The organism is Paenibacillus sp. N119s, from assembly GCF_059447605.1.
The window spans coordinates 26913-49965 of record NZ_JCAJRU010000002.1 but is presented as its reverse complement, the minus strand read 5'-3'; the positions used below and the strand labels follow the sequence as shown (position 1 = coordinate 49965).

Below are 23053 nucleotides of genomic sequence, written 5' to 3'. Positions count from 1 at the left end.
CCTTACACTTCAATCTTCATAATGTGGTTGATCCACACGAGACAACCACCAAGCACCAGTAGACAAAAGGTTGATAAAATCATACCTGTACCGCTGTATAAGGGCATCATGTAGTCTCCTGCTGTCACTGTCATAAACAAAACAAACAAAAAGGGAGCTGCAAACATAACCCTAGATTCAAACCGTTTCTGTGCAATCATTACACCGATCTCCTGCTGAATGTCCAGCTTCTCACCAATGACACTTGAAGCCCGTCGTACGACTTCTACCAGATCCCCTCCAGTTCGTTTACAAGCCGTAAATACGTCTGCAAAATTCGTAATATCCTCCATCTGAGCCCGACGAGCCAAATCCTGCAAGGCAGCCTCTACAGGCTGTCCGATTTCGAGGCAGGCTGTAATAATGCTAAACTCAAAGATCAAATCGTGGTCTCCATCTGGACTAAGCAGCCTTAAATCCTCTACAGCCTCACGAAACCCATTCTCCACTGACTTGCCCGCTGAAAGAGAAGATGAAAGCGAGTATAGAGCCTGCTTGAATTGAATGCTTAAAGCAGACCTACGTCGTTGCAGCAAAAACCTCCCAAAATAACGAGGGGTCACCACGGCGCCTGCAGCGCACAGCAACGATAATATCCATTGGTGATAAAATAGATATCCGATCACCGCGAATAGCATTCCACTAAAGAGAATGCATGAACTTTTTTGTACATTTGATAAGGTATATACTGTATAATCCGGCAGAGAAGGGACCTCATGTGACACTTGCTTGGCAGTTGCCTTTCTTGTTCTCATACCGATACTCCTTCACTGTGCCAGCTTTCCGGCTTGATCCCGGCCATTTGCAACTTCAAAGTATGCTGCAGCCCTCCGCCACAACGTTCCAGTCCCCCTACGATTTGTCCTTTACTTTCTCCGCTCTCCCGGAAGCGATAAAGAGGATTCAGCGTCACTTCGCCATTTTCAAAGCCAATCACTTCGCTAATTTCCAGTACTCTTCTGGACTTGTCGCGTAGGCGTGATAGATGAACAAATATATCAATGGCCGAGCTGATCTGCTGCCGTACTACTCCAAGCGGAAGTTCTGCCCCGCCAAGCACCATCGTTTCCAGTCGGCTGACCATATCGCGGATATTATTCGCATGCCCAGTTGATAAGCTTCCATCGTGTCCTGTGTTCATTGCTTGCAGCATATCCAACGCTTCACTCCCTCTGACCTCACCCACCACAATGCGGTTGGGCCGCATACGCAAGGAGGAACGAATCAGATCACGAATCGTGATTTCTCCCTTCCCTTCGGTGTTTGCATTCCGTGTTTCCATGGATACCAGGTTTGGGACCGTCACAATTTGTAGCTCTGCCGAATCTTCAATTGTAATAATTCGCTCAGATGAAGGGATGAACTGGGATAATGCATTCAGAAAGGTTGTTTTACCAGAGCCCGTTCCGCCGCTTATAAAAATGTTATACTTGCTACGTACCAAGTCCTTGAGCATAGCGGCTGCTTCTGCATCCAGCGCACCCATCCGTATCAAGTCATCCATCGTCATGGGACGCTCGGGAAACTTCCGTATGGTCATCGTCGGACCCTTGAGAGCAACGGGCGGCAGTACAATATTTACGCGTGATCCGTCCTTTAGCCGGGCATCCACAATGGGGGAAGCCTCATTCACAATTCGGTTCACCCCAGCTACAATCGACTGGATCAAATCCTCGAGTCGCTCGTGGGATTCGAATTGCTCGGGCACCTGAGTCACCTCACCTGCCCGCTCCACAAAAATTTCCCGATGACTGTTGATCATAATTTCCGTAACGGTCGGGTCGTCAATCAATGGCTGGAGCACATCCAGCCCGCGGAAGGAATTGAACATTTTGCGGACAAGCGCGTGCTTCTCTCGGGAAGTTAAGCTCATCAGTTCTGCATCGTTTAGAATTCGCTTTTCGATATGACGTACCAGATCTGTATCCTTGACTGAGGAGGTTACGTCCAGCCCGTTACGGATATCCGCGCGCAATGCCTTAAATTGTTCCTCATTCATATTCATCATCCCCTTAAGACCAAGCAATCGTCGGTTGTGCTGCGCTTTCCATATCCAGCAGTTCGCGGCACAAATGACGAATTTCCCGCTGATAAATCGGTGAACTAAGCAGCAGCTCACGATGCTGCAATTGCTTCCATGAAGGGATATAGGGTAACGCTCCGTTTAGCTCTATAAAGTCACGAGGTAACGAGTTGATTATAGTTCCCATGTAGCGATTCACCACAAAGCTGGTTTTGCATATTATGGCTTTAAGCCCTTCAGGCTGCGTGGTTGCTAAAACATCCAGCCATAATCCGCACTTATGCATACTCATTAAATCATCAGCCAGCAGCCAGATCAGCTTATGACTTGCTTCAAGCACAGCTTGAGCCCGCTCACCATGTTCAGAATCACCATCTACGATTACCACATCATACTGCCCGCTTTCAGCAACCGTCCGAATGAGCTCTTTTGCTTCATCACAAGTCATGTCCATCAGTTCCTTGCGATTATAGACAGGTTGAAAAGTATCTGCCTGAATTTCAGGACGATGCACACAATAGGAAGCCATAGATAATGAAGCGCCCTCCTTCCCCTCCGACTTAAGGTCATATAACAGCCTAGACAGCCCTTCTTCTTGTGCTCCGCTTGAACCGTCTGAACCAGTGAACAACGCGCTTGAATCCATCGTCTCCAGATTCAAATAGAATACGGAATATCCCTCATTGCCCAGTTGCTTTGACATATTGAGCGCGGTCGTTGTTTTACCCAATCCACCAGAAGCTGCTACCATGCCAATAATCATTCCACCTTCCTGACTGTTTACGCTTTTCCGACTATTCGCTCTCTGTTTCGCCGTTTCCAAAATAGAACTGACCAGCTCAGATAAAGGCTGATATTTTAATAAAAGCTGTCCATATTCGCTCACTTGTTCCCCCTCATGTAAAACCAAACAAGGAATATCTGCATTTTCCCGGGTTGTCCATAAATTCAGAAAAGCTGCTTCACCTACTACCACATCAGGCCTTTTCATTCCGCTGGTTTCTATCATGTATTGGTGAAATGCCTCTGGCTGCGAAAATGCCGTTATTCTCAGCCTTCGGGCGTATTCACTTCCATGTACATAATTCAGTAGTGGTTCAATATAATCCCGATCTTCTACGGCCAATACCACTTTTACCGGAACCATAACGCTCATCCCCTTTCCCAACACAACAACGCAAAAAAGCACCGCTCATCCATCCGTAAGTACATACGGTTGGTGAACGGTGCTTCCGTCACAGAAATTCTATTTACTGGTAGGATAGCATAGCACCTATTTTAGAGCAAGTATTTTTTGTACAATACTTTCCTGAAATCCTGGTACTAGGAGAAGGCGGGCAGTCTAGCCCCGCCTCCTACGATCTTCAACTTAGTAGAATTTGTGGTGACGACGATGACATTCATGATGACGATGGTGGCAGTGATGATGGTGATGGTGACGACGTTTGCGGCAGTGACATCTCTTTTCAAAGTCTTCATGTTTAAATCTTGGCTTAAACTTGATGACAGTCACCTTAATGATTTTCTTAGTCACACGTTTTCTTGGCTTTGGAAAATGACAAAAATGTTTACGATGTTTAAACATTCAATCTCGCCTCCATTTCTTTGAGATAGAATATACTATGGAAGCAGTGAATAACCGGTAACCAGCATATAACTATTTATGAATCAATTAGGCTTTATTAATAATCTGTTTCCAACTTGATGTCCGGATCATAATCCGCCACGATGAGAACATCCATATGACGTGCTTGACGGAGAATCCTCGGCACAACCGCAGTCTTCCCCCAACAGCTACTTCGGGAAGACTGTCCCACGATAAGCTGCGTACCCAAATATCCTTCCACTGGAGCAATTAAAATGTCGGCAATCTCGCGTCGACTGGAAGCAAGCCGAATTTCAAAGGTTCCCCCCAGTCGGTGGGTCAGCAGCTTTAGTTGTTCCAGACGAGGGTTCAGCTTCTCCGGTACACGTTCACCAACATGAACATAAGTTACAATCCACATAGCCTTCAGACGAAAAGCAATGCGAAAGCCGCGGCGAATCAGCCTTTCAGCATTGTCGGTTAGCGTCACGCCTACAAAAATCACTTCCTCCCTGCGCCACGGTCCCCGAAGTGATTCGTGTCGATCCCAGGACTCCAGCCGCTCATCTACATCATCTGCCAATTCCCGCAAAGCGAGTTCACGCAGCGCAATCAGATTACCCAGCTTAAAAAAGTGACTAAGTGCCTGCTCCACCTTCGCAGGATCGTAAATCTTCCCCTCACGCATACGCTGCTGCAACGATTTGGGAGCCACATCAACAAGCTGTACTTCATCGGCCAAACGCAGCATATGGTCAGGGACAGTCTCTCTCACCCGAATACCAGTAATTTGTTCTACTGCGTCATTCAAGCTCTCCAGATGCTGCACATTCATTGTGGATATAACAGAAATACCATGTTCCAAAATGACCAGTACATCCTGATAACGCTTAGATTTCAGACTTCCCGGAACGTTGGTATGTGCCAGCTCGTCTATTAGCACTACCTCAGGATTACGCCTAAGGATAGCTTCAGTGTCCATCTCTTCCAAATATGCACCATGACGCTCAATAGACTGACGGGGAATCATCTCCAAAGAGCCTACCTGGGCCAGCGTTTCTGCTCTTCCGTGCGTTTCCAGCAATCCGATGACCACATCAATCCCGGTTTCCAGCAGATCATTCCCCTCTCTCAGCATGGTGTATGTTTTGCCGACCCCCGGAGCAGCACCAATGTATACCTTGAGCTTGCCCCGTAGGATTTTGGCTTCCTCAGCCTGTACTTCCTCAACGCTCAAACGATGATACGGGTCAGTATCTCCTTCCTCCTGTCTCATCGTTGGCAAAATCCGTTCCCCTTCCTGTTCGGCTCGGTCCGCAATCAGCAGCAGATCCATATTTTTCATTCGTTTTAAAATTCCGTTCACCAATGATCCTTTAACCAACTCCTGCCACGGAGTCTGCCGAGAGTGCCCCATAACAATTCGGGTAACATTGTGAGTCACCGCATAATGGATAAGTTGACGTGGCAGCCTTCTGCGGGAAAGGAGAGGGATTTCTTCAAAGGTCGATCCGATCTTGTCAGCCAGCTGTTCAATGGAACGCCTGAAGGCTGCTGATTCCTTGGACAGCTTGCGCTTCGAGCTGACAAAGGAGACCACCAGCATATCTCCACCCAAACGCTTAGCCACCTGTTCCCCTCTGCGCACATAAATGGACCCATTCCAATGATATTGGACAGGCACCAAAATACGCTCCGCTGCTCCTGACGCCCCGTGCAAGCCTAACTCCTCCCGGTGCCGTTCCAGCGAATCATTCACATCCTCTGCCACCAGTCGCAGAGCGAGCTCACGCAATTTACCCAGATTTCCCCGGTGAAACATCTCAGGATTGGGCGTATGCATGTAACCTTTCGCCAGCCGCTCCAAAATCATTTCTGGAGTGGCATCAATTAGACGAATTTCATCCGCCAGCTCCAATGTATCCACAGGGACTGTATATTCCGCTTCAAAACCTGTCAGCTGATATACCCACTCTGTGATTCCTTCGAGTTCATAAACATTGACCGTTGTAATGACGCTAATGCCCAGCTCCAGCAAATACCGAATATCCTCCAGCCTTGTTGGAAATGGGGCGTCTTTTCGATTGTGATGTGCCAAATGGTCCACCAGCACTACCTCAGGATTTCGTGCCACTAAAGCTTCCACATTCAGATCCTTTTGTTCTTCGCCATCCTTCATCCAATGAATACTGGGCACTCGCTCCAGCGAGCCGACCTGCTCCACGGTCTCACGCCGCTGCAGGGTCGATACCGCACAAATCACAACATCAATTCCCTCATGTTGCAACGTTTGTCCCTCTTGCAGCATATGATACGTTTTGCCCGAGCCACTGACCGCACCAATGTATATTTTGAGTCTGCCCCGATGCAGTTTGTTAATCGAATCCAGTATTTCCTCTGGTGATTTACGTTTGAAGCTCTCCAATCTCGTCCCTCCCCGAAGCATAACAGCTTGTTCCGCCCCTCCTGTGTAGTTGTAAAGAATGTACTCCCGTGTCCCGGTTAATTCAAGATGATCCAGCAAGCTTGCCTCAAAAAAAACCGCACAGCTTAGCATAAGCGTAAAAAAGCGTGCATTCAGGCACTTAATGCCCGTTTGCACGCTATTTTGAGTAATTCATATAGGATCACTTCCTACGACATTCACTTGCTATCTCCACCAACGATTCCCCATTGTTGAAATAACTTTCACCATACTACACCATGAGATGGGGAAAAGAGAAAAGCCAAAAGCAGCAACACACCCGATACACACAGCATACATGCCGCAATAGAAGCATCTAGTACACTTGCCGCATAAAAGCCTATGATCGAGCTAATGGCGCCAACTCCCACACTGTATGCAATCATAAGAGACAGCTTCTCTGTCAGCAAATAAGCGGTAAGAGGCGGTACAACGAGCATGCCAACCACTAGAATTGCACCCACGCTCTCAAATGACGCTACCGTTGTTAGCGATACGAGACTCATCAGCAGATAATGAAAAAATACAACCGGAATGCCCAAGGAAGCTGCCAAGGCGGGATCAAAGGAGCTGACTTTAAATTGCTTGAAAAATCCTCCTACCACAAGCAGATTGATCAAAAACATCGCGCCTGTAATCCACACAGCCCTCGGACCTACGTCAAAGCCGGCAATCTCTAGCGTATTCCACGGGACATAAGCGATTTCCCCATACAAAACGTGGTCCATATCCAGATGGGCATTGGAAGCAAACACACTGATCAGTAATACACCGATAGCAAACAGTGTTGTAAATACCACGCCAATCGCAGCATCACTTTGCAGGCCACTTTGTTGGAATAGCTGGATCAGATACACCGTTAGCAGCCCCAGCACAGCCGCACCAAACATCATCCACACCGAATCCCTTGATCCGCTAATGAGAAAAGCAATGACAATACCAGGTAGTACCGCATGACTGATCGCATCACCGATCATAGCCATTTTCCGAAGCACGAGAAAGCAGCCAACAATACTGCATCCCCCTGCCACTAACATTCCCGTCAGAATTACATAAAATGAACTCATAGGGCACGCTCCTCCCTTGGCCGTGTTCCGACTCCCTGCTTTAGACCTTTTCTGGCGTGTATCCGAACGATAGCTTTGGAAATCATCCCGCGCTGCGGCGCAAAGATCAGACTTACACCAAACACCACAGTCGCACACAACACGCACAACGGCCCTGTTGGCAGATTTTGTCCCAGAGAGCTAATAACGGTCCCACCCAGACCCGCTATGGCACCAAACAAGCCTGATAGGCACACCATAACACCCAGCTTCTCTGTCCAGTATCTGGCCGACACGGCCGGGGTAATTAGCAGGGCAGCCATCATAATGACGCCCACGGCCTGAATGCCAGCAACTACCGCAATAACGATCAACAGCATCAACAACTTATCCAGTAAACCTGCCGGAAAACCAAGTCCACGGACAAAGCCGGGATCAAAGCTAAGCAGCTTAAATTCCTTGAAAAATAATAAACATATTCCGATGAGCACCACCGAAATTACCGCCATCGTATAGATATCAGACAATACCATTGCCGCAGCCTGGCCAAATAAAAATTTATCCAACCCACTTTGGTTGCCTGCGCCACGATGCTGAATTTCGGTCAACAACATTATGCCGAAGCCAAAAAATACGGACAACACCGCCGCAATCGCCGAATCGCTTTTAATTCGCGAATACCGGGTTAACGCACTGATAGCAAAGGTAGCTGCCATCCCTGCAATGGCTGCTCCAATCATAAATCCAAACACGGATTTGGTACCTGTGATCATAAAAGCCACACATACCCCCGGCAAAGCTGCATGGGCCAAAGCATCTCCCATAAGCGATTGCTTACGCAAATACATAAAACTGCCAATCACCCCGCTGCTTAAACCAAGTAAAATGCAGCCTAGCAAAATCCACTGCATGTTTGGGTCTGTCAAAAGCGTCGCCAAGCTCGTCATATTGCTCACCTCACTCCGAGTATCGTGCCGGATTCCGAACCTGTTTTGAGTATACTCAGACGCCCGCCATACGTACGTTGCAGATTCCCCTCGGTAAAAACGTCTGCTGTCTCTCCAAACGCCATCAAATGCCCATTCAACAGCATAACTTGGTCAAAATAATCCGTGACCGTAGATAAATCATGATGAACGACAAGCACGGTTTTCCCCTGCTGTTTCAGATCATTAAGCAATGAAATAATAGCTTTTTCTGTGGCAGCGTCCACACCGACAAACGGTTCATCCATAAAATAAAGCTGAGCATCCTGCGCAAGTGCTCTCGCCAAAAAAACACGTTGTTGCTGGCCGCCAGACAATTGACTAATCTGCCTGTCTGCAAATGGGCTCATTCCAACCTTATCCAAACTCTCCATCGCAGCCTGGCGGTCTGCTGCTCCCGGACGCTTAAACCAGCCCAGTCTTCCGTACCGTCCCATCATAACCACATCCAGAGCGTTTGTCGGGAAATCCCAATCTACCGATTCACGCTGTGGTACATATCCAACCTTGAGCAACTGTTGCTTATAAGGTTTGCCGTAGACCAGCACCTCGCCCTTTAGTCTTGGAATCAGTTCAAGCACGGCCTTGATCAATGTAGATTTACCAGCCCCGTTGGGGCCGATAATACCAATCAGCTTGCCTTCTGGCACCTCAAAGGAGACTTCGAACAATACGGGCTTTTTTTGATAGGCTACCGATAAATCACGAACAACAAGTGGTGAATGTACCATCTGTCTACGCCTCCTTATTTAAGAGCTCTGACGATCGTATTCACGTTATGCTTGACCATTCCAATATATGTTCCATCTTCCGTACCCTCTGCACCCATCGCATCCGAATACAGCTCGCCGCCAACCTTTAGGGTATGACCTTGCTGAGCTGCGCCCTGAATAACCGCGTCTATGGCCTTTCTCGGAACACTTGATTCTAGAAATATGGCTTTAATTTTATGTTCCACCAGATAATCTCTCAGCTTGGTCACATCTTGTGAGCCCGCCTCTGACTCTGTACTCATGCCTTGAAGTCCTCTTACTTCAATCTGGTAAGCGTCTCCGAAATACCCAAAGGCATCATGTGCCGTGACAAGAACACGCTGAGCCTGCGGTATACTGGCAATCTGTTCTCTCGTGTAATCGTCTAGCTCTCGTAGCTCAGCGAGATAAGCCTCGGCATTGGCCTTATAATCCTTTGCATGAGCAGCATCCAGTTCCGACAATTCATCTCTGACAGTTTCTACCGCAGACATCCAGTTTTGTACATCAAACCAGATATGTGGATCATACTCAGACCCCATTTCCGGGCTAGCTGCACGCAATTGATTCTGGGCAATGTTTTTAGCCACGGGTATAACAGGTTTTTGCTTGCTGATTTTCTCCAGAATGTCCTGCATTTTTCCTTCCAGATGCAACCCGTTATAAAAAATGACGTCGGCTTCGTCCAGCTTACGCATATCTCCTTGGGACGCCTTGTACAAATGCGGGTCAACGCCTGACTTCATAATTCCCGTGACCTCCACATGAGCACCACCGACCTTCCCGACAATGTCAGAGATCATGCCGATGGTAGCCGTAGCCTTTATTTTTTGTCCCTTCCCTCTCGCTGCTCCCTGCTCTGTCTTCTTGGGATCGGTACATGCAGTCGCTAGAACCAGAGCTAGAGACAACACGCCAACCGTCGCCACCCACTGCGGCAAAGCCTTCTTAAACTGCTTGTTCATGTTTTAAAATCCTCCTTTTAATATTTATTTTTGGGACAAACTATTTCCTTGAGACAATTATTTTTTATCGAGTCTATATTTTAGAGTATATACCAAAATTTTTACCTAAGGAAACATTTTTAAGATATAAATCTTATCTTTTCTTTTATATCGTTCGATTTTGGCTCTTCGAATGTGTAATATATAGGAGATGCCAGTCGGTTAAATCAAAGAAATCATACAAAAAGAAGGTGCAGGTCATGAACCCAGCAGGATATGGTCCTTATTGGAACAAACGTCGGCATATCCAGTTACGAAAAATACTGCTCATTTTTATGCTGGTGTGTTGCCTGCTTGCCTTAACCTCCTGTGCTCGGGGTGACATCCATGTAGATGTTCATCTCGATCAAAGTGTAGATATGGATGCAACATTCAGTATAAACAACCAGACACTGGTGATGTTGGACAATCCCGGCCTGCTCGACCGATTAGTTCAACGTATACAAAGCAACAATGTAAATGTAAAGCCGCTATCGGAACAGGGGCGGAAGGGATATCAAATAAAGGGGCATTATCAAGGGGATTGGAGCACAAACCAAAAAAATCCCGATCAGGGTTTACATCTGCCTGAGGGATTAGAAATAAAACGCGCTGTGAGCCAGCATTTTTTCACAACAAATATGGATCTTACGCTTAAGCTTGATCTGCCTCGGATGCTTCCTGAAGAAGCCCGTGGCCTGAGTGATAAATTAGAACAAATGAATGTGTTTGCACGCAAATTACTAGAGCGACAATTGGACCTTAACTTCAGTCTCTCCCTACCTATCCAGCCTGCTTCCAGCAATGCGGACCGGGTGTCGGATGACGGAAAAACACTCTATTGGAACATTGCTCCATTAGAGCCTAACGAGCTAAAATTGTCGGTCAACGTACCCAATGTACGACATATCGTGTATGTATCGGTTACGGGGCTCATACTGATCGTGGTAGCCGTGATACTACTGATTCATAATTACCGTCGCAAAAATAAACATAAAAAAGACAACTAAAAAAATCGTTTCCTAATTTCTGGTGGGGGGATCTGGCATTGATCCTCTTCATCCTTGCCAAACCAACGATATCGGTTACGCGCTACCCAGTTATAGACAGCATCGCGCACAAAGCGGGGAACCAAGATGAGCACATAGGCCACCGGATACGGAAAACGAAGGCGCTTGGCAATCCGCAAAGCTGCGGTAGACCTTGTATAATACGTACCGTCTTCAATCAGTACGAACGTATCCAGCTGATCTGTAGACAGTCCACCTGCATGTAAAAGTTCCTGTCCCACCTCGGATTGCAGGGAACCAAAATGAAATATTCCCTTAGGATCACGTTTGATAATGAAGCGGGTTGCTCCCTGACAAAAGTGGCATACCCCATCCACCAATACAATGGAATGTCGAGTATGCACATGATCAGACTGGTTCATCAACGTATTTCACCTCCACAGAGAAATCAACGGCATGGAAACACAACGATACGATTATAAACAAAAAAACGCCGAAAGTATCCGACGCTTGTTTAGGAATGTATAATCCTTACCTGTTTAAAAAACTAGCTCAATGCTTTCTCAAACAGCTGTTTTGCATTAATTTGCTCTAAAAACTCATCATGGAACTGATCCATACACTTGCAGATAAAATCCTTATGGCATACCGGGCAAGGTGTCGTTAGCAGTCGACTAATATTCGTCAAAGTCCACTCCGGATTACGTTGAGAAAAAACGCGGCACTCCGTTCCATCGGCCAAACTCATTTTAAACTCATAAAGCCCTTCCTTTTCGTTGCTGCCAGCCAGCGTGAAATTAACAATATTCGGTCTGTAAGACATCATATCACCCGTATTTTTCAAATTTGTTTCGTACCTGATGACCAGAATCACCTATGACATCTTAATGAATTTTGGCGATGATGTCAAATGGTCGCAAATCTCAGCAGCTCAAGATCTAGGTGCAAAAGCCGCCGATCAATCGGCGGCTGCATGTAGAAATTTTAAAAGTGCGGTTAAATGACGTTGAGTTCAACATCAATGTTACCGCGAGTTGCTTTGGAGTACGGACAAAAATCATGTGCTTGGCGCGCCAAATCTTCGGCCTGGGAACGCTCGATTCCTGGCATTTTCACATCCAGACGCACCGCTAGCTGGAAGCCGCCGTCGCTGGGGTCCTTGCCGATCGATACGTGGCTGGTGACCTCTACATTGTCCACCTTTACCTTGGCCTTCCGGGCCACATTCGCCAACGCGCTCTCATAGCATGCGCCGTAGCCTGCCGCAAACAGCTGCTCCGGATTCGTAGCGTCTCCACCTGCGCCACCCAGCTCCTTCGGCGTGCTCAGCTTATGCTTCAAGACCCCGTCGGAAGAAGCAACTGAACCGTCTCTCCCACCATGTACTGTTGCTGATGCTGTGTATAACGCCTCCATGATTTCATCTCTCCTTCTCACTTTTTTGCATTCCACAGGAATTCTCGTCATGTTAATACATGATTTCCCTCTCGTATGTACTTTAAACAAGCCAAGCAAAATGAATCATTTTAAAACTCCCCCTTGAGAGCAATATAGCTTGTTTTTTCATTGTTTACCTTTATTAAAATGGTCAACTCCTTCAAAAATACGACAAATTTGCTTGTCCACATAAAAGTTGCACTAGACAAAAACTATTGTGGGTGTACAATAGGGATAACACAATCGCTCTGTCACTAATAATATAATTCAACATGGATAAAGAAGGTGAAGCGTATGAAAAATTCAAAGGGCAACTTCGCGGAAATCGCTTCACTGTCGGAAGTGAATCGTTCTTTAAGCGTCCCGAAGGAAGGCACCTGGTTTCGAAAATTTCTCGCCTTTGCCGGACCCGGCTATATGGTCGCTGTCGGCTATATGGACCCCGGCAACTGGGCCACAGACATCGCTGGTGGATCGAAATTCGGCTACACACTGCTTAGTGTCATTCTGATCTCCAATCTGATGGCTATCCTGCTGCAAGCCCTAGCCGGCAAGCTCGGCATTGCCACAGGTAAAGATTTGGCTCAAATGTGCCGTGACGCCTACAGTCGCCCTGTAGCGATTGGCTTATGGTTTTTATGCGAAATTGCCATTGCAGCCATGGATTTGGCTGAGGTCATCGGTTCAGCCATTGCGCTGAAGCTGCTGTTCGGTCTACCGTTACTATACGGGGTCATCATTACCGCATTTGATGTTATGCTCATTTTGCTGCTGCAAAACAAAGGCTTTCGGGCATTGGAAACCCTCGTCATTGTATTAATGGCTACGATTGCCGGCTGTTTTGGCATTAACCTCATTTTGGCACAGCCGGAATGGAGCGGCGTATTGGGGGGCTTTGTACCGGACTCGCAAATTTTGACGAATCCAAGCATGCTGTACATTGCGATCGGTATTATGGGCGCTACCGTAATGCCGCATAACCTGTATCTGCATTCTTCTATTGTACAAACTCGCAAATATGAGCAGACATCGGCAGGTAAACGGGAAGCTATTACATTTGCGACCTGGGATTCCAGTATAGCGCTGATGTTCGCTCTATTCATTAATGCAGCCATCTTGATCGTAGCAGCTGCCGTATTCCATACAGCAGGAAAAACAGATGTAGCAGAGATTAGTGATGCCTATTATCTGCTTTCGCCCTTACTCGGAACCACACTTGCGAGCATACTGTTTGGGGTGGCGTTACTCGCCTCAGGTCAAAACTCGACCGTAACAGGCACTTTAGCCGGACAAATTGTGATGGAGGGCTTCCTGAACCTTCGACTCTCACCTTGGTTACGTCGTTTGGTAACCCGCCTTATCGCGATTGTTCCAGCGGTTATCGTCACAGCAATTGCGGGTGAAAAAGGTGCCGAAGAGCTGCTTGTGCTGAGTCAGGTTATTTTATCCATCCAGCTCCCTTTTGCCATCATTCCATTATTGCTCTTTACCAGTGACAAAAAGATTATGGGTGAATTTGCGAATAAAATGTGGCAAAAGGCACTAACCTGGATCGTGACCGGGATCATCATTATCTTAAATGTGGTACTCATCATCCAAACAATTTCAGGCTGACAGGCTGTTTGAAAGTAACCAGTAAAATAAGAGGTATTCCAGGAGGTAAAATAGCCATGGAATACCTCTTTATTCATGCTCCCTGTACCCATCACAAATGGAATACTCCCCAATTGTAGAATGCTAGTGAGCACAACACGTGTAATGGTTCTTGGGATGAAGCCAAATGTCCATCAAATAATGATACTTCCTTTGCAGCGACCCACCCCAGAATATCCCAATCTGTAGAAAAAAGGTATCCCTCCAAACTTATCGCTAGGGGATACCTTTTTCATCCATCTATGGCTTAACTGGCTTAACCTTCATTAGCGCTTCAAGCGCGAGATTCAGCTTGAGCACGTTCACACGCGGCTCGCCGAACACCCCGGCGCTGCGGCCTTCTGTCTGCTCCTGCACCAGTGCCTTCAGCCGGTCCTGCTCAATCCCCGTCAAGCTGCTAATACGCGGAATTTGAGCCTGTGCCGCCTGTGGCGAGATGTGCGGGTCCAGCCCGGAGCCAGAGTTCGTGATCAGGTCCAATGGGACCTGGTTGATGGGTACATCCGGGTTATGCTTTTGCCAATCCGCAATAGAATCCTTGATCCGCTGCACCAATGCCGGATTGGACGGCGCATAGTTACTTGAGCCTGAGCCTGCCCCATTGTAATCAATACTTGATACCCGGCCTTGGAAAAAAGCGGGATTGGTAAAGGACTGTCCAATCAGCTCAGAACCGATCACCCGCCCCTCCGCATCACGAAGCATACTGCCATTTGCTTGCTGCGGAAACAGGATCTGCGCTACCCCTGTGCTGACTAGCGGATATGCCAATCCGCACAACAGGATCATTAGCACAGAGGTTCGTAAAGCCACTCCAATAACTGTACTTCCTCGCATCTCTTGTCTTCCCGGTTGATTTTCCGCTACCGCCTTCGTTCCTGTACGTATGTTATGACCTTGTCCCCCAAATCCTGCTTTTTCATGTGCGGCAAATCTGCGTCCAGACAACATCCGATAAAAACCACTCATGTCGCTCACCCTTTCTGCGCTAAATCCACAAATGCACTAGCAAATCAATGGCCTTGATGCCGACAAACGGTACCACCATACCGCCCAGCCCATAAATCAGTAAATTCCGTCCCAACAGACGATCCGAGCTCATCGGCTTATACTTTACACCCTTCATTGCGAGCGGAATCAGAAGTGGAATAATGACTGCATTAAAAATAAGCGCCGATAAAATAGCCGATAACGGGGAACCCAGCCCCATGACATTCAATGCACCCATTTGCGGAATGGCCAGCATGAACATCGCCGGAATGATGGCAAAATATTTGGCAACATCGTTCGCAATACTGAACGTTGTCAATGCCCCGCGCGTCATAAGCAGTTGCTTCCCGATGGCGACCACCTCAATAATTTTGGACGGATCGGAATCCAGGTCCACCATATTCGCAGCTTCCTTGGCCGCGACCGTACCGCTATTCATGGCAAGACCGACATCTGCCTGAGCCAGCGCAGGCGCATCATTGGTGCCGTCTCCGGTCATGGCCACCAGCTTGCCCTGCTCCTGCTCACGGCGGATAACCGCGATTTTGTCCTCCGGCTTGCTTTCTGCAACAAAGTCGTCCACACCTGCTTCACGTGCAATGGTCGCAGCGGTCAGTGGATTATCACCGGTACACATAATCGTACGGATACCCATTTCCCGGAGCTGATCAAAGCGCTCCTTCATACCTGGCTTCACCGTATCCTTCAAATAAATAATGCCGTATATCCGATCATCCAGCGCCACTGCCAGCGGTGTACCTCCTTCTGCAGCTACCTGATTCGCTTTTTCCTCCAGATCGGCCGGAACACTGCCTTTTTGTGATACAATCCACTGCCGAACAGAGTCCACGGCGCCTTTACGTACTCTTCGTCCATCGGCGAGATCCAGACCACTCATCCGGGTTTCTGCCTTGAACTCGATAAAGGCTCCACCTGCTGCCAAGGATTCGTCCAGTGTATATTCCTGCTTGCGCATCAATTCCAGTACTGAGCGTCCCTCTGGCGTCTCATCCTTGAGTGAACTCATCGCCGCCCATTTCGCTAGCTCTGCCTTTTCTATACCATCCACCACCACGAATTCACTTGCCATCCGGTTTCCAAAGGTGATCGTACCCGTTTTATCGAGAATCATCGTATTGATGTCCCCGGATGCTTCTACCGCCTTGCCTGACATAGCCAGCACGTTAAACTGGGTAACCCGGTCCATACCAGCTATCCCAATGGCCGACAAAAGCCCGCCAATCGTGGTCGGTATCAGACAGACCAGCAACGAAATCAGCACGGGAACAGGCAAATCAATCTTAAAATGACGGGCTATCGGGGCCAGCGTCACCACGACAATGAGAAAAATAATTGTCAAGCTGATCAGCAATGTATTCAGCGCAATTTCATTTGGCGTTTTTTGCCGCTGTGCACCTTCTACAAGCGAAATCATTTTATCAATAAACGTCTCACCCGGCTCAGTTGTAATCCGCACCTTAATGCGGTCACTGACCACCCGCGTCCCGCCAGTTACCGAGCAAAAGTCACCGCCCGATTCCTTGATGACCGGAGCCGACTCTCCCGTAATCGCAGATTCATCCACCGAGGCTAGACCTTCAATGACCTCACCATCGCTTGGAATCATTTCGCCCTGAGAAACAATTACCACATCACCTTTACGCAATGCTGTCGAGCTGACCACCTGAATCTCATTCCCGACGAGCTTATTAGCTTGTGAATCCTGCTTGGATTTTTTCAAGGAAGCAGCCTGTGCCTTCCCCCGTCCCTCTGCGAGCGCTTCGGCAAAGTTAGCAAAAAGCAATGTAAACAACAGAATAATAAAAACAGCCAAGTTAAAGCCCATCTCATTACCGACTCCAAAATAACCGGGAAGCAGCAGCATGAGCAGCACGACCAATGTACCGATCTCTACGACGAGCATGACAGGATTTTTCATCATGATCATCGGATTTAATTTTATAAAGCTATCCTTGACCGCCTGCTTCAAGATGCTTCTATCCAGCATGCGTTTGCGTTCTTCCTTCATGATCAAGCACCCCGTTCATCCATTCTCATTTTCTTCTTCATTACATGGTCAAAAATTCAGCTACAGGCCCTAATACGATCACCGGCAAAAAGGTTAACGCACCAATCAACAGGACAACTCCGATTAGAATAGCTCCAAACAGCTTGTTGTCCGTGCGCAGTGTGCCTGTCGTCACCGGGGTCGGTGCTTTGGCATTCAATGAAGCCGCTACAGCCAGCAATGCAATCATGGATACATATCGCCCAAAGAACATAACGGCTCCTGTTGTTACGTTCCAAAACACGTTGTTATCCGCAAGACCTTCAAATCCCGAACCGTTATTTGCCGCAGATGATGCATATTCATAAAGCACCTGAGTCAACCCGTGGTATCCGGGATTAGAGACTGCATCGTATCCCCAATGGCTCATAAACGCAAGCGCAGTTGGAGCGAGAATGAGAAACGGATGTACCAAAATGGCAATCGCAATCAGCTTCATTTCTTTGCCTTCAATTTTCCTACCCATAAATTCCGGGGTTCTTCCGACCATCAGTCCACATATAAACACTCCCAGAATCGCATACATCAGCATATTCATCAGCCCGACGCCCTTGCCGCCAAAGATGACGTTTAGCATCATTTCTCCCAAAGCAGCCATACCACCTAGCGGGGTCAGTGTATCATGCATATTATTGACCGAACCTGTCGTTGCCGCCGTTGTGACCGTAGTGAATAATACCGATTGTCCAATGCCGAAACGAACCTCTTTCCCTTCCATGCTTCCCTGAGATGCATCCACCCCCAGTGTCTGGATTAACGGATTACCTGTCTTCTCCGACACATATGTAATGGATAGAAAAATAAGAAACAATACCATCATCGAGCTGAAAATAATCCAGCCCTGCTTGCGATTACGGGCAAACAAGCCAAAAGTATACGGCAGCGAAGCCGGCATTACCCACATGGCTAGAATCTCCAGTACGTTCGTCCAAGGACTTGGATTCTCAAAAGGGTGCGCAGAATTAGCTCCAGCATAACCGCCCCCGTTCGTGCCCAAATGCTTGATGGATTCCAGTGAGGCAATGGGCCCCATAGCAATCTGCTGCTGTGTGCCACTTAAAGTTGTAATATCCGCCGTAGGTTGTAGCGTTTGCGGAACCTTTAGCCCTACCAGCACCAGCGTAAGCACAAAGGCAAGCGGCAGGAAAATCCGTATGATGGCTTTAATAAAATCCTGAAAAAAATTGCCCAGCCCTTCACCACGTCGCGTCAAACCTCTCATAAAAGCTGCAGCAACCGATAATCCGGATGCAGCCGAAGTAAACATCATCATCGTGACGAACGCCATCTGTGTCAGATACGTAAGCCCGCTTTCACCGCTATAATGCTGGAGATTCGTATTGGTCATAAAGCTGATTACGGTATTAAAGGCCAATGATGCTTCCATATTACTGTTTCCAACCGGATTGCCCGGGAGTATCGCCTGCAAGCGCAATAGCAGGTAGCTGATCCCTGCAAGCACCACATTGGTTGCAATGAAACTCAAAGCATATGTGGTCCAACGCATGCTTTCCTGTTTCTTCAAGCCTATAGCCTTATAAATCAGCTTTTCCGTTCCACCAAAAATCCGATCCGTCCGATTCGGTTCATTTGAAAATACGTGATACATATAGGTCCCCACTGGCTTAACCAAGAGCAGCAATATGACAATCACAATTCCAATTTGCAGTAGCTCCATCCTCTATTCCTCCTTAAAATGCTCCTGCATTTGGAACAACAGACCTAATTCAGACCATCCATTGAGTGCACACGTTTGCGAATATGCCCTTGATGCTTCATTCTTGATCTGCTGTTCCCGCCTGCTCGATCCTATCGTTGACTAGAACTTTTCAGGATTCAGGAGTGCGTAGATTAAATACACGAACACAATAACCGTGAGCCCTAGCACAACGATCATCCTTTTCGCCCTCCTTTTGAGGTCTGCACATCACACCAGCGTATAAACAGCAATATCACTCCATAACTCACAGCCATTACGAGCAGCATGTATAAATCCATCATGTTCCTATCCTCCGTATCGCTCCTCAGATTGTCCTTTTGATTCCATCATAAAATCTTAAACCAGCTATGTTATAAGTGCTTATCCGTTCAGCAAGAAACCCACCTCTCCGTTCAATGTGTAGATCACATGGTCCGCTCCCAATCCCCGATAAATTCCTTGTGGATTACAGCCGTGCGTAATAACATAGATCGGTTCTGATGTTAGTGGCCGACATATTTGCAGGAAACGGCAAGTCAAATTCAAGCTGTTTTCGAACAAATACACACTCCCAATTTCTTTACTAGGAAAATTCCATTTTCCCGCTTGCATCGTATTGATGCGCACAATGTGCTCCACACCCATTTTTTTGAGCTGTCGTTCCTCCTGGGTACTGTTTGTGAGAACTGCAAACGCCAATTTTTTGAACATGAGCAATTTCACAAAACTTCTGCCCGCTTCATTCGGTGCAGTGACAATAATTAACCGACCTTCCATCAGTAGCTCCTCTCCCGGTATAAAAAGACAACAAAAAGAAGCCGAAGGAAAAAGGCTTCCTCCGGCTTCATACATTCCATGATAAAATAAACCATGGCTGCACACGGCGGTTTGTTGCCTCTCCCTGTACGCTTACGAGGTTAGCTGTCGGATTCGGACGTGAGAGTCGCCCTATTTACGGCACTTGACCGAAAAATTCACCCCATGAGACACGCGGCTTTCAAAGCCGTACATGTTCGTTGGTTCCCCCGCTTTTGCAACTGCAAAATTCAGCGCTTTAGACAATTCGTTGTTGCTTCATTGTTGTTAATTTGAAATTACGTCTTGAATCATACACCCGTGCAAGGAAGACTGTAAAGCTCAACAGCAAGGCTATAAATCGACCTTTAGAGCATAAAAGATTAATAATAACGCTTACAACACATCTATGCTTCTCACATCTCTCGAAATCTCTATATTTCACCCCTTTTTGAAAATGAAAGGCATGTCAATATTGGCGTAGGGTAAGGCATGGTTGCTCCTTAATTGTAAAAAGGAAAGAAAATACGCTATATGTACCAGATAATTACCGATTAAACCCGTTTTTATGAGAAAGAACTCCTCAATTAGCCCCATTTGAAGCGCAATTTACCGTTTTGAACAAAAGATGATTTTACAATAGTTCAATGCCTGTATACTCTTCCTGGCTTGCAACCTCCCCTTGAGTTGTTTACAATTTAATTGTAGACTATTGAACGAGGAGGAATAGCATGAGCGTATATGAATATAATGCGCAGACCCTGCAAGGAGCGCAAATTCCTTTATCCACATATGAAGGGAAAGTTCTTCTTATCGTGAACACTGCCAGCAAATGTGGGTTAACCCCCCAATATAAAGCACTACAAGAGCTATACGACCAGTATCATGAACAGGGGCTCGAAATTTTGGGATTTCCCAGCAACCAGTTTGCCAAACAAGAGCCGGGTTCCAACGAGGAGATCTCCGAGTTTTGCCAACTCAATTATGGTGTGACCTTTCCGATGTTCGCCAAAACAGATGTCAATGGTGATCAAGCTCACCCTTTATTTCGTTACCTGACCCACACTGCTCCGGGCGTATTGGGCTCTAAAGCGATCAAATGGAATTTTACTAAATTCTTAATTACACGAAAAGGTAATGTATTTAAGCGTTATGCGCCGCAAACCACTCCAGATAAGCTTGCAGGAGATATTGAAAAGCTTTTGCAGGAAAACTGACAATCTTTCTTCATAACAGTTAACGAGCGATCCGTTGTCATGGGTCGCTTCTGTGGCGGGATGTATAAAGAAAGTTAACAAAAAAAAGCATCCCTTCACATAAAACGTGTCAGGATGCTCTTTAACTAGGTATTGCACATAATGCGGTCGAGAGGACTCGAACCTCCACGGGCGTACGCCCACTACCCCCTCAAGATAGCGTGTCTGCCATTCCACCACGACCGCATGTCATAATGTATTGAGGCAACAGATTTATTATACTCTCTCAGCAACAATTTGTAAACAGAAATATAATAATTATTTTATATGTTACTTTATATAACATATATGAGACATAAGAATATTTTATTTGACATAAAATATTCAATTATGTAAATATATATTACATAATTATTTAAGTTAACTCATTATAAACAATATTAAGTTAAATAATGTTACATAGGTATTCACTTCAAGGAGGCGAACCATCCTGCATAAAGGTAACCGATTGCTAAACTACGCATTATTGTTGGACCCTTCCCTACCCGTTGGTGGTTTCACCCGATTTCACGGACTGGAGGAACGTTTCCGCAATGGATACTTGAACAGTCTACAAGATCTGGAGCATTACATGCGGGACGAGTGGTATCCTCACATTACAACCCTTGACGGCATGGCCATCAAAAATCTGTATGTCGCCATCCAGCAGAATGACGGTTGGCGAATCGCCCTTATTGATAAAATGCTGTATACCCAACATCCTTCCTCGCAGCATATAAAAGAGTCGCGACTTTCCAGTCAGCGTCTGCTCAAGCTCACAAAGGCTCTCTATCCTTGGCTAGAATTTGACCAACTGGAAGACACACTCATTCAATACAAGGCAATCGGCACACTTGCTACTGTCCACACTTGGATTAACTTCCTCCTCGACACTGATATAGAACAGACCATTCACGGCTATTTTGCCACAGCGGTATCCTTCTGTGTCGAAGATGCCTTCAGACTGCTCAATCCTCCTTACGAGGAAAAAAATTCTCTTATTGCTCGCATGACCAGCGAGCTGCTCACCACCTGGAAGAAGTCTAACAAACCTAAGCCAAGCTCATTTCAGCGTCACCTTCTCCACAAACATCGAACCAAATCCTACATCACTCAGCCACCCTATATGAGCCAAAGTAGCCAATTGGATGCATCCAGGTCCCTTTCCTCCCCAGAGCTGTTTAAACGCCTTCCAGCATCCCTCTGATGCTTCATCTCACCAATCTAACAGTCATAATAAAAAATACTCTGTCCTTTCCTCAAGCGGCAGAGTATTTATTTATTCATCTATCCGAATTCACACCAATAACACTCTATAGCCGGATTATTTACACTTCATACACTTAATTAAGTATTTTTTAACGAAATAACGTATTTACGATTGTATAAACACGTATAAAAGTGTATCATAGTTTTAGATGGTTAATTCTAACATGTTTACTGATGATTATTATATCACACCAATTATTCTGCAAGAATCCGTAAGGGGCGATTTCTCTTGAACAACAAAATGCCTGTCACCTCCTTCGGGTGGGCCATCAAACAAAGGCTTGTCGAACTTCGACTGGATCAGAAAACATTTTGTGAGACACATAACATCCCGCCTTCACGCTTGTCCAATCTGATTCATGGCACCCGCAAAGCACAGAGGTACAGAAAACAAGTTGCTGCAATTCTGAATATCGACGATAACGATTATAAGGAGGCGACACCGCACTAATCTCAACAAGTATTTCAACAACAGTCATGCCGCCAAATGATCGAGCAACCAAATAAACCCGTAAACCGAACCCCTCAGTCCGTTTTACGGGTTGTTCACCCAGATACTCAGCCATAAGTTACTCAGGCTTTACTTTGTCCTTCTCCCTTTTTTGCTTACGGTATTTGGCAAATTCAACATATTCTAAAATAAAGTTCTGTTCCTCTGTCTCCAGATCTTCTGCCTGGCAATTCAGTGGCCCCATCACCCCAAAAAAATAAGCAGCCTTCTGCTCCTGAAGCACGCCTTCCCCCGGCTTGATCCCTTTCATCAACCAATCGAGCGATACATTAAAAAAGTCCGAAATTTGAATCAAATGGGCGGTACCCGGCGTTGTTTTTCCCCTTCTCCAATCACCGAGATTTCCTGAACTGATTTTAAGCTTCTCACAAAATGCCTTCTTGGTCATTCCTCGATCCTTAATTAAAGCTTCAATCCGCTGATAAATAGTTTGATCTCCCACAATGGTTCCCCTCCGAACGCTGTAACTTTTTTCTAATTACTTCCAATCATGTACATTGGATCACAC

23 protein-coding genes, 1 tRNA gene and 1 riboswitch are annotated in these 23053 nt (G+C 46.6%); of the genes, 5 read left to right on the top strand and 19 right to left on the bottom strand.

What is annotated here, in order from left to right; all coding sequences use genetic code 11:
* Nucleotides 1–2 precede the first annotated feature (2 nt).
* The 9 genes from AC5V8P_RS00800 to AC5V8P_RS00760 all read right to left on the bottom strand — a co-directional run bounded on the left by AC5V8P_RS00800 (nucleotide 3) and on the right by AC5V8P_RS00760 (nucleotide 9860).
* Nucleotides 3–794, bottom strand: coding sequence for a type II secretion system F family protein (locus AC5V8P_RS00800; RefSeq protein ID WP_064795388.1), 792 nt, complete (start codon nucleotides 792–794; stop codon nucleotides 3–5).
* Nucleotides 791–2038 (bottom strand): TadA family conjugal transfer-associated ATPase, encoded by a 1248-nt coding sequence (locus AC5V8P_RS00795; RefSeq protein ID WP_064795389.1) that lies wholly within the window; start codon nucleotides 2036–2038, stop codon nucleotides 791–793. Before AC5V8P_RS00795 ends, AC5V8P_RS00800 begins: the two co-directional genes overlap by 4 nt.
* Before the next feature lie 13 nt (nucleotides 2039–2051).
* Nucleotides 2052–3209: an AAA family ATPase gene (locus AC5V8P_RS00790; protein WP_064795390.1), complete on the bottom strand. Its 1158-nt coding sequence runs from the start codon at nucleotides 3207–3209 to the stop codon at nucleotides 2052–2054.
* A 176-nt stretch (nucleotides 3210–3385) separates the two neighbouring features.
* Nucleotides 3386–3541 (bottom strand): hypothetical protein, encoded by a 156-nt coding sequence (locus AC5V8P_RS00785; protein ID WP_196771799.1) that lies wholly within the window; start codon nucleotides 3539–3541, stop codon nucleotides 3386–3388.
* Nucleotides 3542–3744: 203 nt separating this feature from the next.
* The gene (locus AC5V8P_RS00780; protein ID WP_064795579.1) at nucleotides 3745–6072 is read right to left on the bottom strand and encodes a histidine kinase; all 2328 of its coding nucleotides are present in this window, start codon (nucleotides 6070–6072) and stop codon (nucleotides 3745–3747) included.
* A 263-nt stretch (nucleotides 6073–6335) separates the two neighbouring features.
* Nucleotides 6336–7178 (bottom strand): metal ABC transporter permease, encoded by an 843-nt coding sequence (locus AC5V8P_RS00775; protein ID WP_064795391.1) that lies wholly within the window; start codon nucleotides 7176–7178, stop codon nucleotides 6336–6338.
* Nucleotides 7175–8104, bottom strand: coding sequence for a metal ABC transporter permease (locus tag AC5V8P_RS00770; protein WP_064795392.1), 930 nt, complete (start codon nucleotides 8102–8104; stop codon nucleotides 7175–7177). Before AC5V8P_RS00770 ends, AC5V8P_RS00775 begins: the two co-directional genes overlap by 4 nt.
* 5 nt (nucleotides 8105–8109) lie before the next feature.
* A complete protein-coding gene (locus AC5V8P_RS00765) occupies nucleotides 8110–8874 on the bottom strand; it encodes a metal ABC transporter ATP-binding protein (protein ID WP_064795393.1) in 765 nt (254 codons plus the stop codon).
* Nucleotides 8875–8888: 14 nt separating this feature from the next.
* The gene (locus AC5V8P_RS00760) at nucleotides 8889–9860 is read right to left on the bottom strand and encodes a metal ABC transporter solute-binding protein, Zn/Mn family (RefSeq protein WP_064795394.1); all 972 of its coding nucleotides are present in this window, start codon (nucleotides 9858–9860) and stop codon (nucleotides 8889–8891) included.
* A gap of 239 nt (nucleotides 9861–10099) precedes the next feature.
* Here AC5V8P_RS00760 and AC5V8P_RS00755 point away from each other — a divergent pair, with 239 nt between their 5' ends.
* On the top strand, nucleotides 10100–10888 hold the full coding sequence (locus AC5V8P_RS00755; RefSeq protein ID WP_064795395.1) for a DUF3153 domain-containing protein: 789 nt from the start codon (nucleotides 10100–10102) through the stop codon (nucleotides 10886–10888).
* Here the strand turns inward: AC5V8P_RS00755 and AC5V8P_RS00750 are convergent.
* From AC5V8P_RS00750 to AC5V8P_RS00740, 3 genes are all read right to left on the bottom strand, one after another.
* The gene (locus AC5V8P_RS00750; RefSeq protein WP_064795396.1) at nucleotides 10885–11310 is read right to left on the bottom strand and encodes a thiol-disulfide oxidoreductase DCC family protein; all 426 of its coding nucleotides are present in this window, start codon (nucleotides 11308–11310) and stop codon (nucleotides 10885–10887) included. The genes AC5V8P_RS00755 and AC5V8P_RS00750 overlap by 4 nt on opposite strands.
* A 125-nt stretch (nucleotides 11311–11435) precedes the next feature.
* Nucleotides 11436–11762, bottom strand: a complete 327-nt coding sequence (locus AC5V8P_RS00745) for a hypothetical protein (protein ID WP_013369949.1) — start codon at nucleotides 11760–11762, stop codon at nucleotides 11436–11438.
* Between the two features lie 122 nt (nucleotides 11763–11884).
* Nucleotides 11885–12304 carry an organic hydroperoxide resistance protein gene (locus AC5V8P_RS00740; RefSeq protein WP_064795397.1) on the bottom strand — a complete coding sequence of 140 codons (420 nt, stop codon included), beginning with the start codon at nucleotides 12302–12304 and terminating at the stop codon, nucleotides 11885–11887.
* Nucleotides 12305–12619: 315 nt separating this feature from the next.
* On the opposite strand from AC5V8P_RS00740, the gene AC5V8P_RS00735 reads away from it, so the two are divergent.
* Nucleotides 12620–13939 carry an Nramp family divalent metal transporter gene (locus AC5V8P_RS00735; protein WP_064795398.1) on the top strand — a complete coding sequence of 440 codons (1320 nt, stop codon included), beginning with the start codon at nucleotides 12620–12622 and terminating at the stop codon, nucleotides 13937–13939.
* A gap of 279 nt (nucleotides 13940–14218) precedes the next feature.
* On the opposite strand, the gene kdpC is transcribed toward AC5V8P_RS00735, so the two are convergent.
* The 5 genes from kdpC to AC5V8P_RS00710 all read right to left on the bottom strand — a co-directional run bounded on the left by kdpC (nucleotide 14219) and on the right by AC5V8P_RS00710 (nucleotide 19512).
* The gene (gene kdpC / locus AC5V8P_RS00730; protein ID WP_064795399.1) at nucleotides 14219–14947 is read right to left on the bottom strand and encodes a potassium-transporting ATPase subunit KdpC; all 729 of its coding nucleotides are present in this window, start codon (nucleotides 14945–14947) and stop codon (nucleotides 14219–14221) included.
* A gap of 19 nt (nucleotides 14948–14966) precedes the next feature.
* The gene (gene kdpB / locus AC5V8P_RS00725; RefSeq protein WP_064795400.1) at nucleotides 14967–16997 is read right to left on the bottom strand and encodes a potassium-transporting ATPase subunit KdpB; all 2031 of its coding nucleotides are present in this window, start codon (nucleotides 16995–16997) and stop codon (nucleotides 14967–14969) included.
* A gap of 40 nt (nucleotides 16998–17037) precedes the next feature.
* Nucleotides 17038–18714 carry a potassium-transporting ATPase subunit KdpA gene (kdpA, locus tag AC5V8P_RS00720; protein WP_064795401.1) on the bottom strand — a complete coding sequence of 559 codons (1677 nt, stop codon included), beginning with the start codon at nucleotides 18712–18714 and terminating at the stop codon, nucleotides 17038–17040.
* Between the two features lie 141 nt (nucleotides 18715–18855).
* Entirely contained in the window at nucleotides 18856–18933 is a 78-nt protein-coding gene (gene kdpF / locus AC5V8P_RS00715; RefSeq protein ID WP_080567893.1) for a K(+)-transporting ATPase subunit F, read from the bottom strand.
* Nucleotides 18934–19116: 183 nt separating this feature from the next.
* Nucleotides 19117–19512 (bottom strand): hypothetical protein, encoded by a 396-nt coding sequence (locus AC5V8P_RS00710; protein WP_063208011.1) that lies wholly within the window; start codon nucleotides 19510–19512, stop codon nucleotides 19117–19119.
* Nucleotides 19513–19625: 113 nt separating this feature from the next.
* Nucleotides 19626–19797, bottom strand: a riboswitch (cyclic di-AMP (ydaO/yuaA leader).
* Between the two features lie 464 nt (nucleotides 19798–20261).
* Between AC5V8P_RS00710 and AC5V8P_RS00705 the strand changes: the two genes are divergently transcribed.
* Entirely contained in the window at nucleotides 20262–20747 is a 486-nt protein-coding gene (locus tag AC5V8P_RS00705) for a glutathione peroxidase (protein WP_063208008.1), read from the top strand.
* 142 nt (nucleotides 20748–20889) lie between these two features.
* Here the strand turns inward: AC5V8P_RS00705 and AC5V8P_RS00700 are convergent.
* A tRNA-Leu gene (locus AC5V8P_RS00700) sits at nucleotides 20890–20972 on the bottom strand.
* Between the two features lie 262 nt (nucleotides 20973–21234).
* Between AC5V8P_RS00700 and AC5V8P_RS00695 the strand changes: the two genes are divergently transcribed.
* Complete coding sequence (locus AC5V8P_RS00695) at nucleotides 21235–21972, top strand: urease accessory protein UreF (protein WP_064795402.1); 738 nt, start codon at nucleotides 21235–21237, stop codon at nucleotides 21970–21972.
* Between the two features lie 291 nt (nucleotides 21973–22263).
* Complete coding sequence (locus tag AC5V8P_RS00690; protein WP_013369935.1) at nucleotides 22264–22485, top strand: Rha family transcriptional regulator; 222 nt, start codon at nucleotides 22264–22266, stop codon at nucleotides 22483–22485.
* Between the two features lie 118 nt (nucleotides 22486–22603).
* On the opposite strand, the gene AC5V8P_RS00685 is transcribed toward AC5V8P_RS00690, so the two are convergent.
* Nucleotides 22604–22987 carry a helix-turn-helix domain-containing protein gene (locus AC5V8P_RS00685; RefSeq protein WP_063208002.1) on the bottom strand — a complete coding sequence of 128 codons (384 nt, stop codon included), beginning with the start codon at nucleotides 22985–22987 and terminating at the stop codon, nucleotides 22604–22606.
* Nucleotides 22988–23053: the final 66 nt, after the last annotated feature.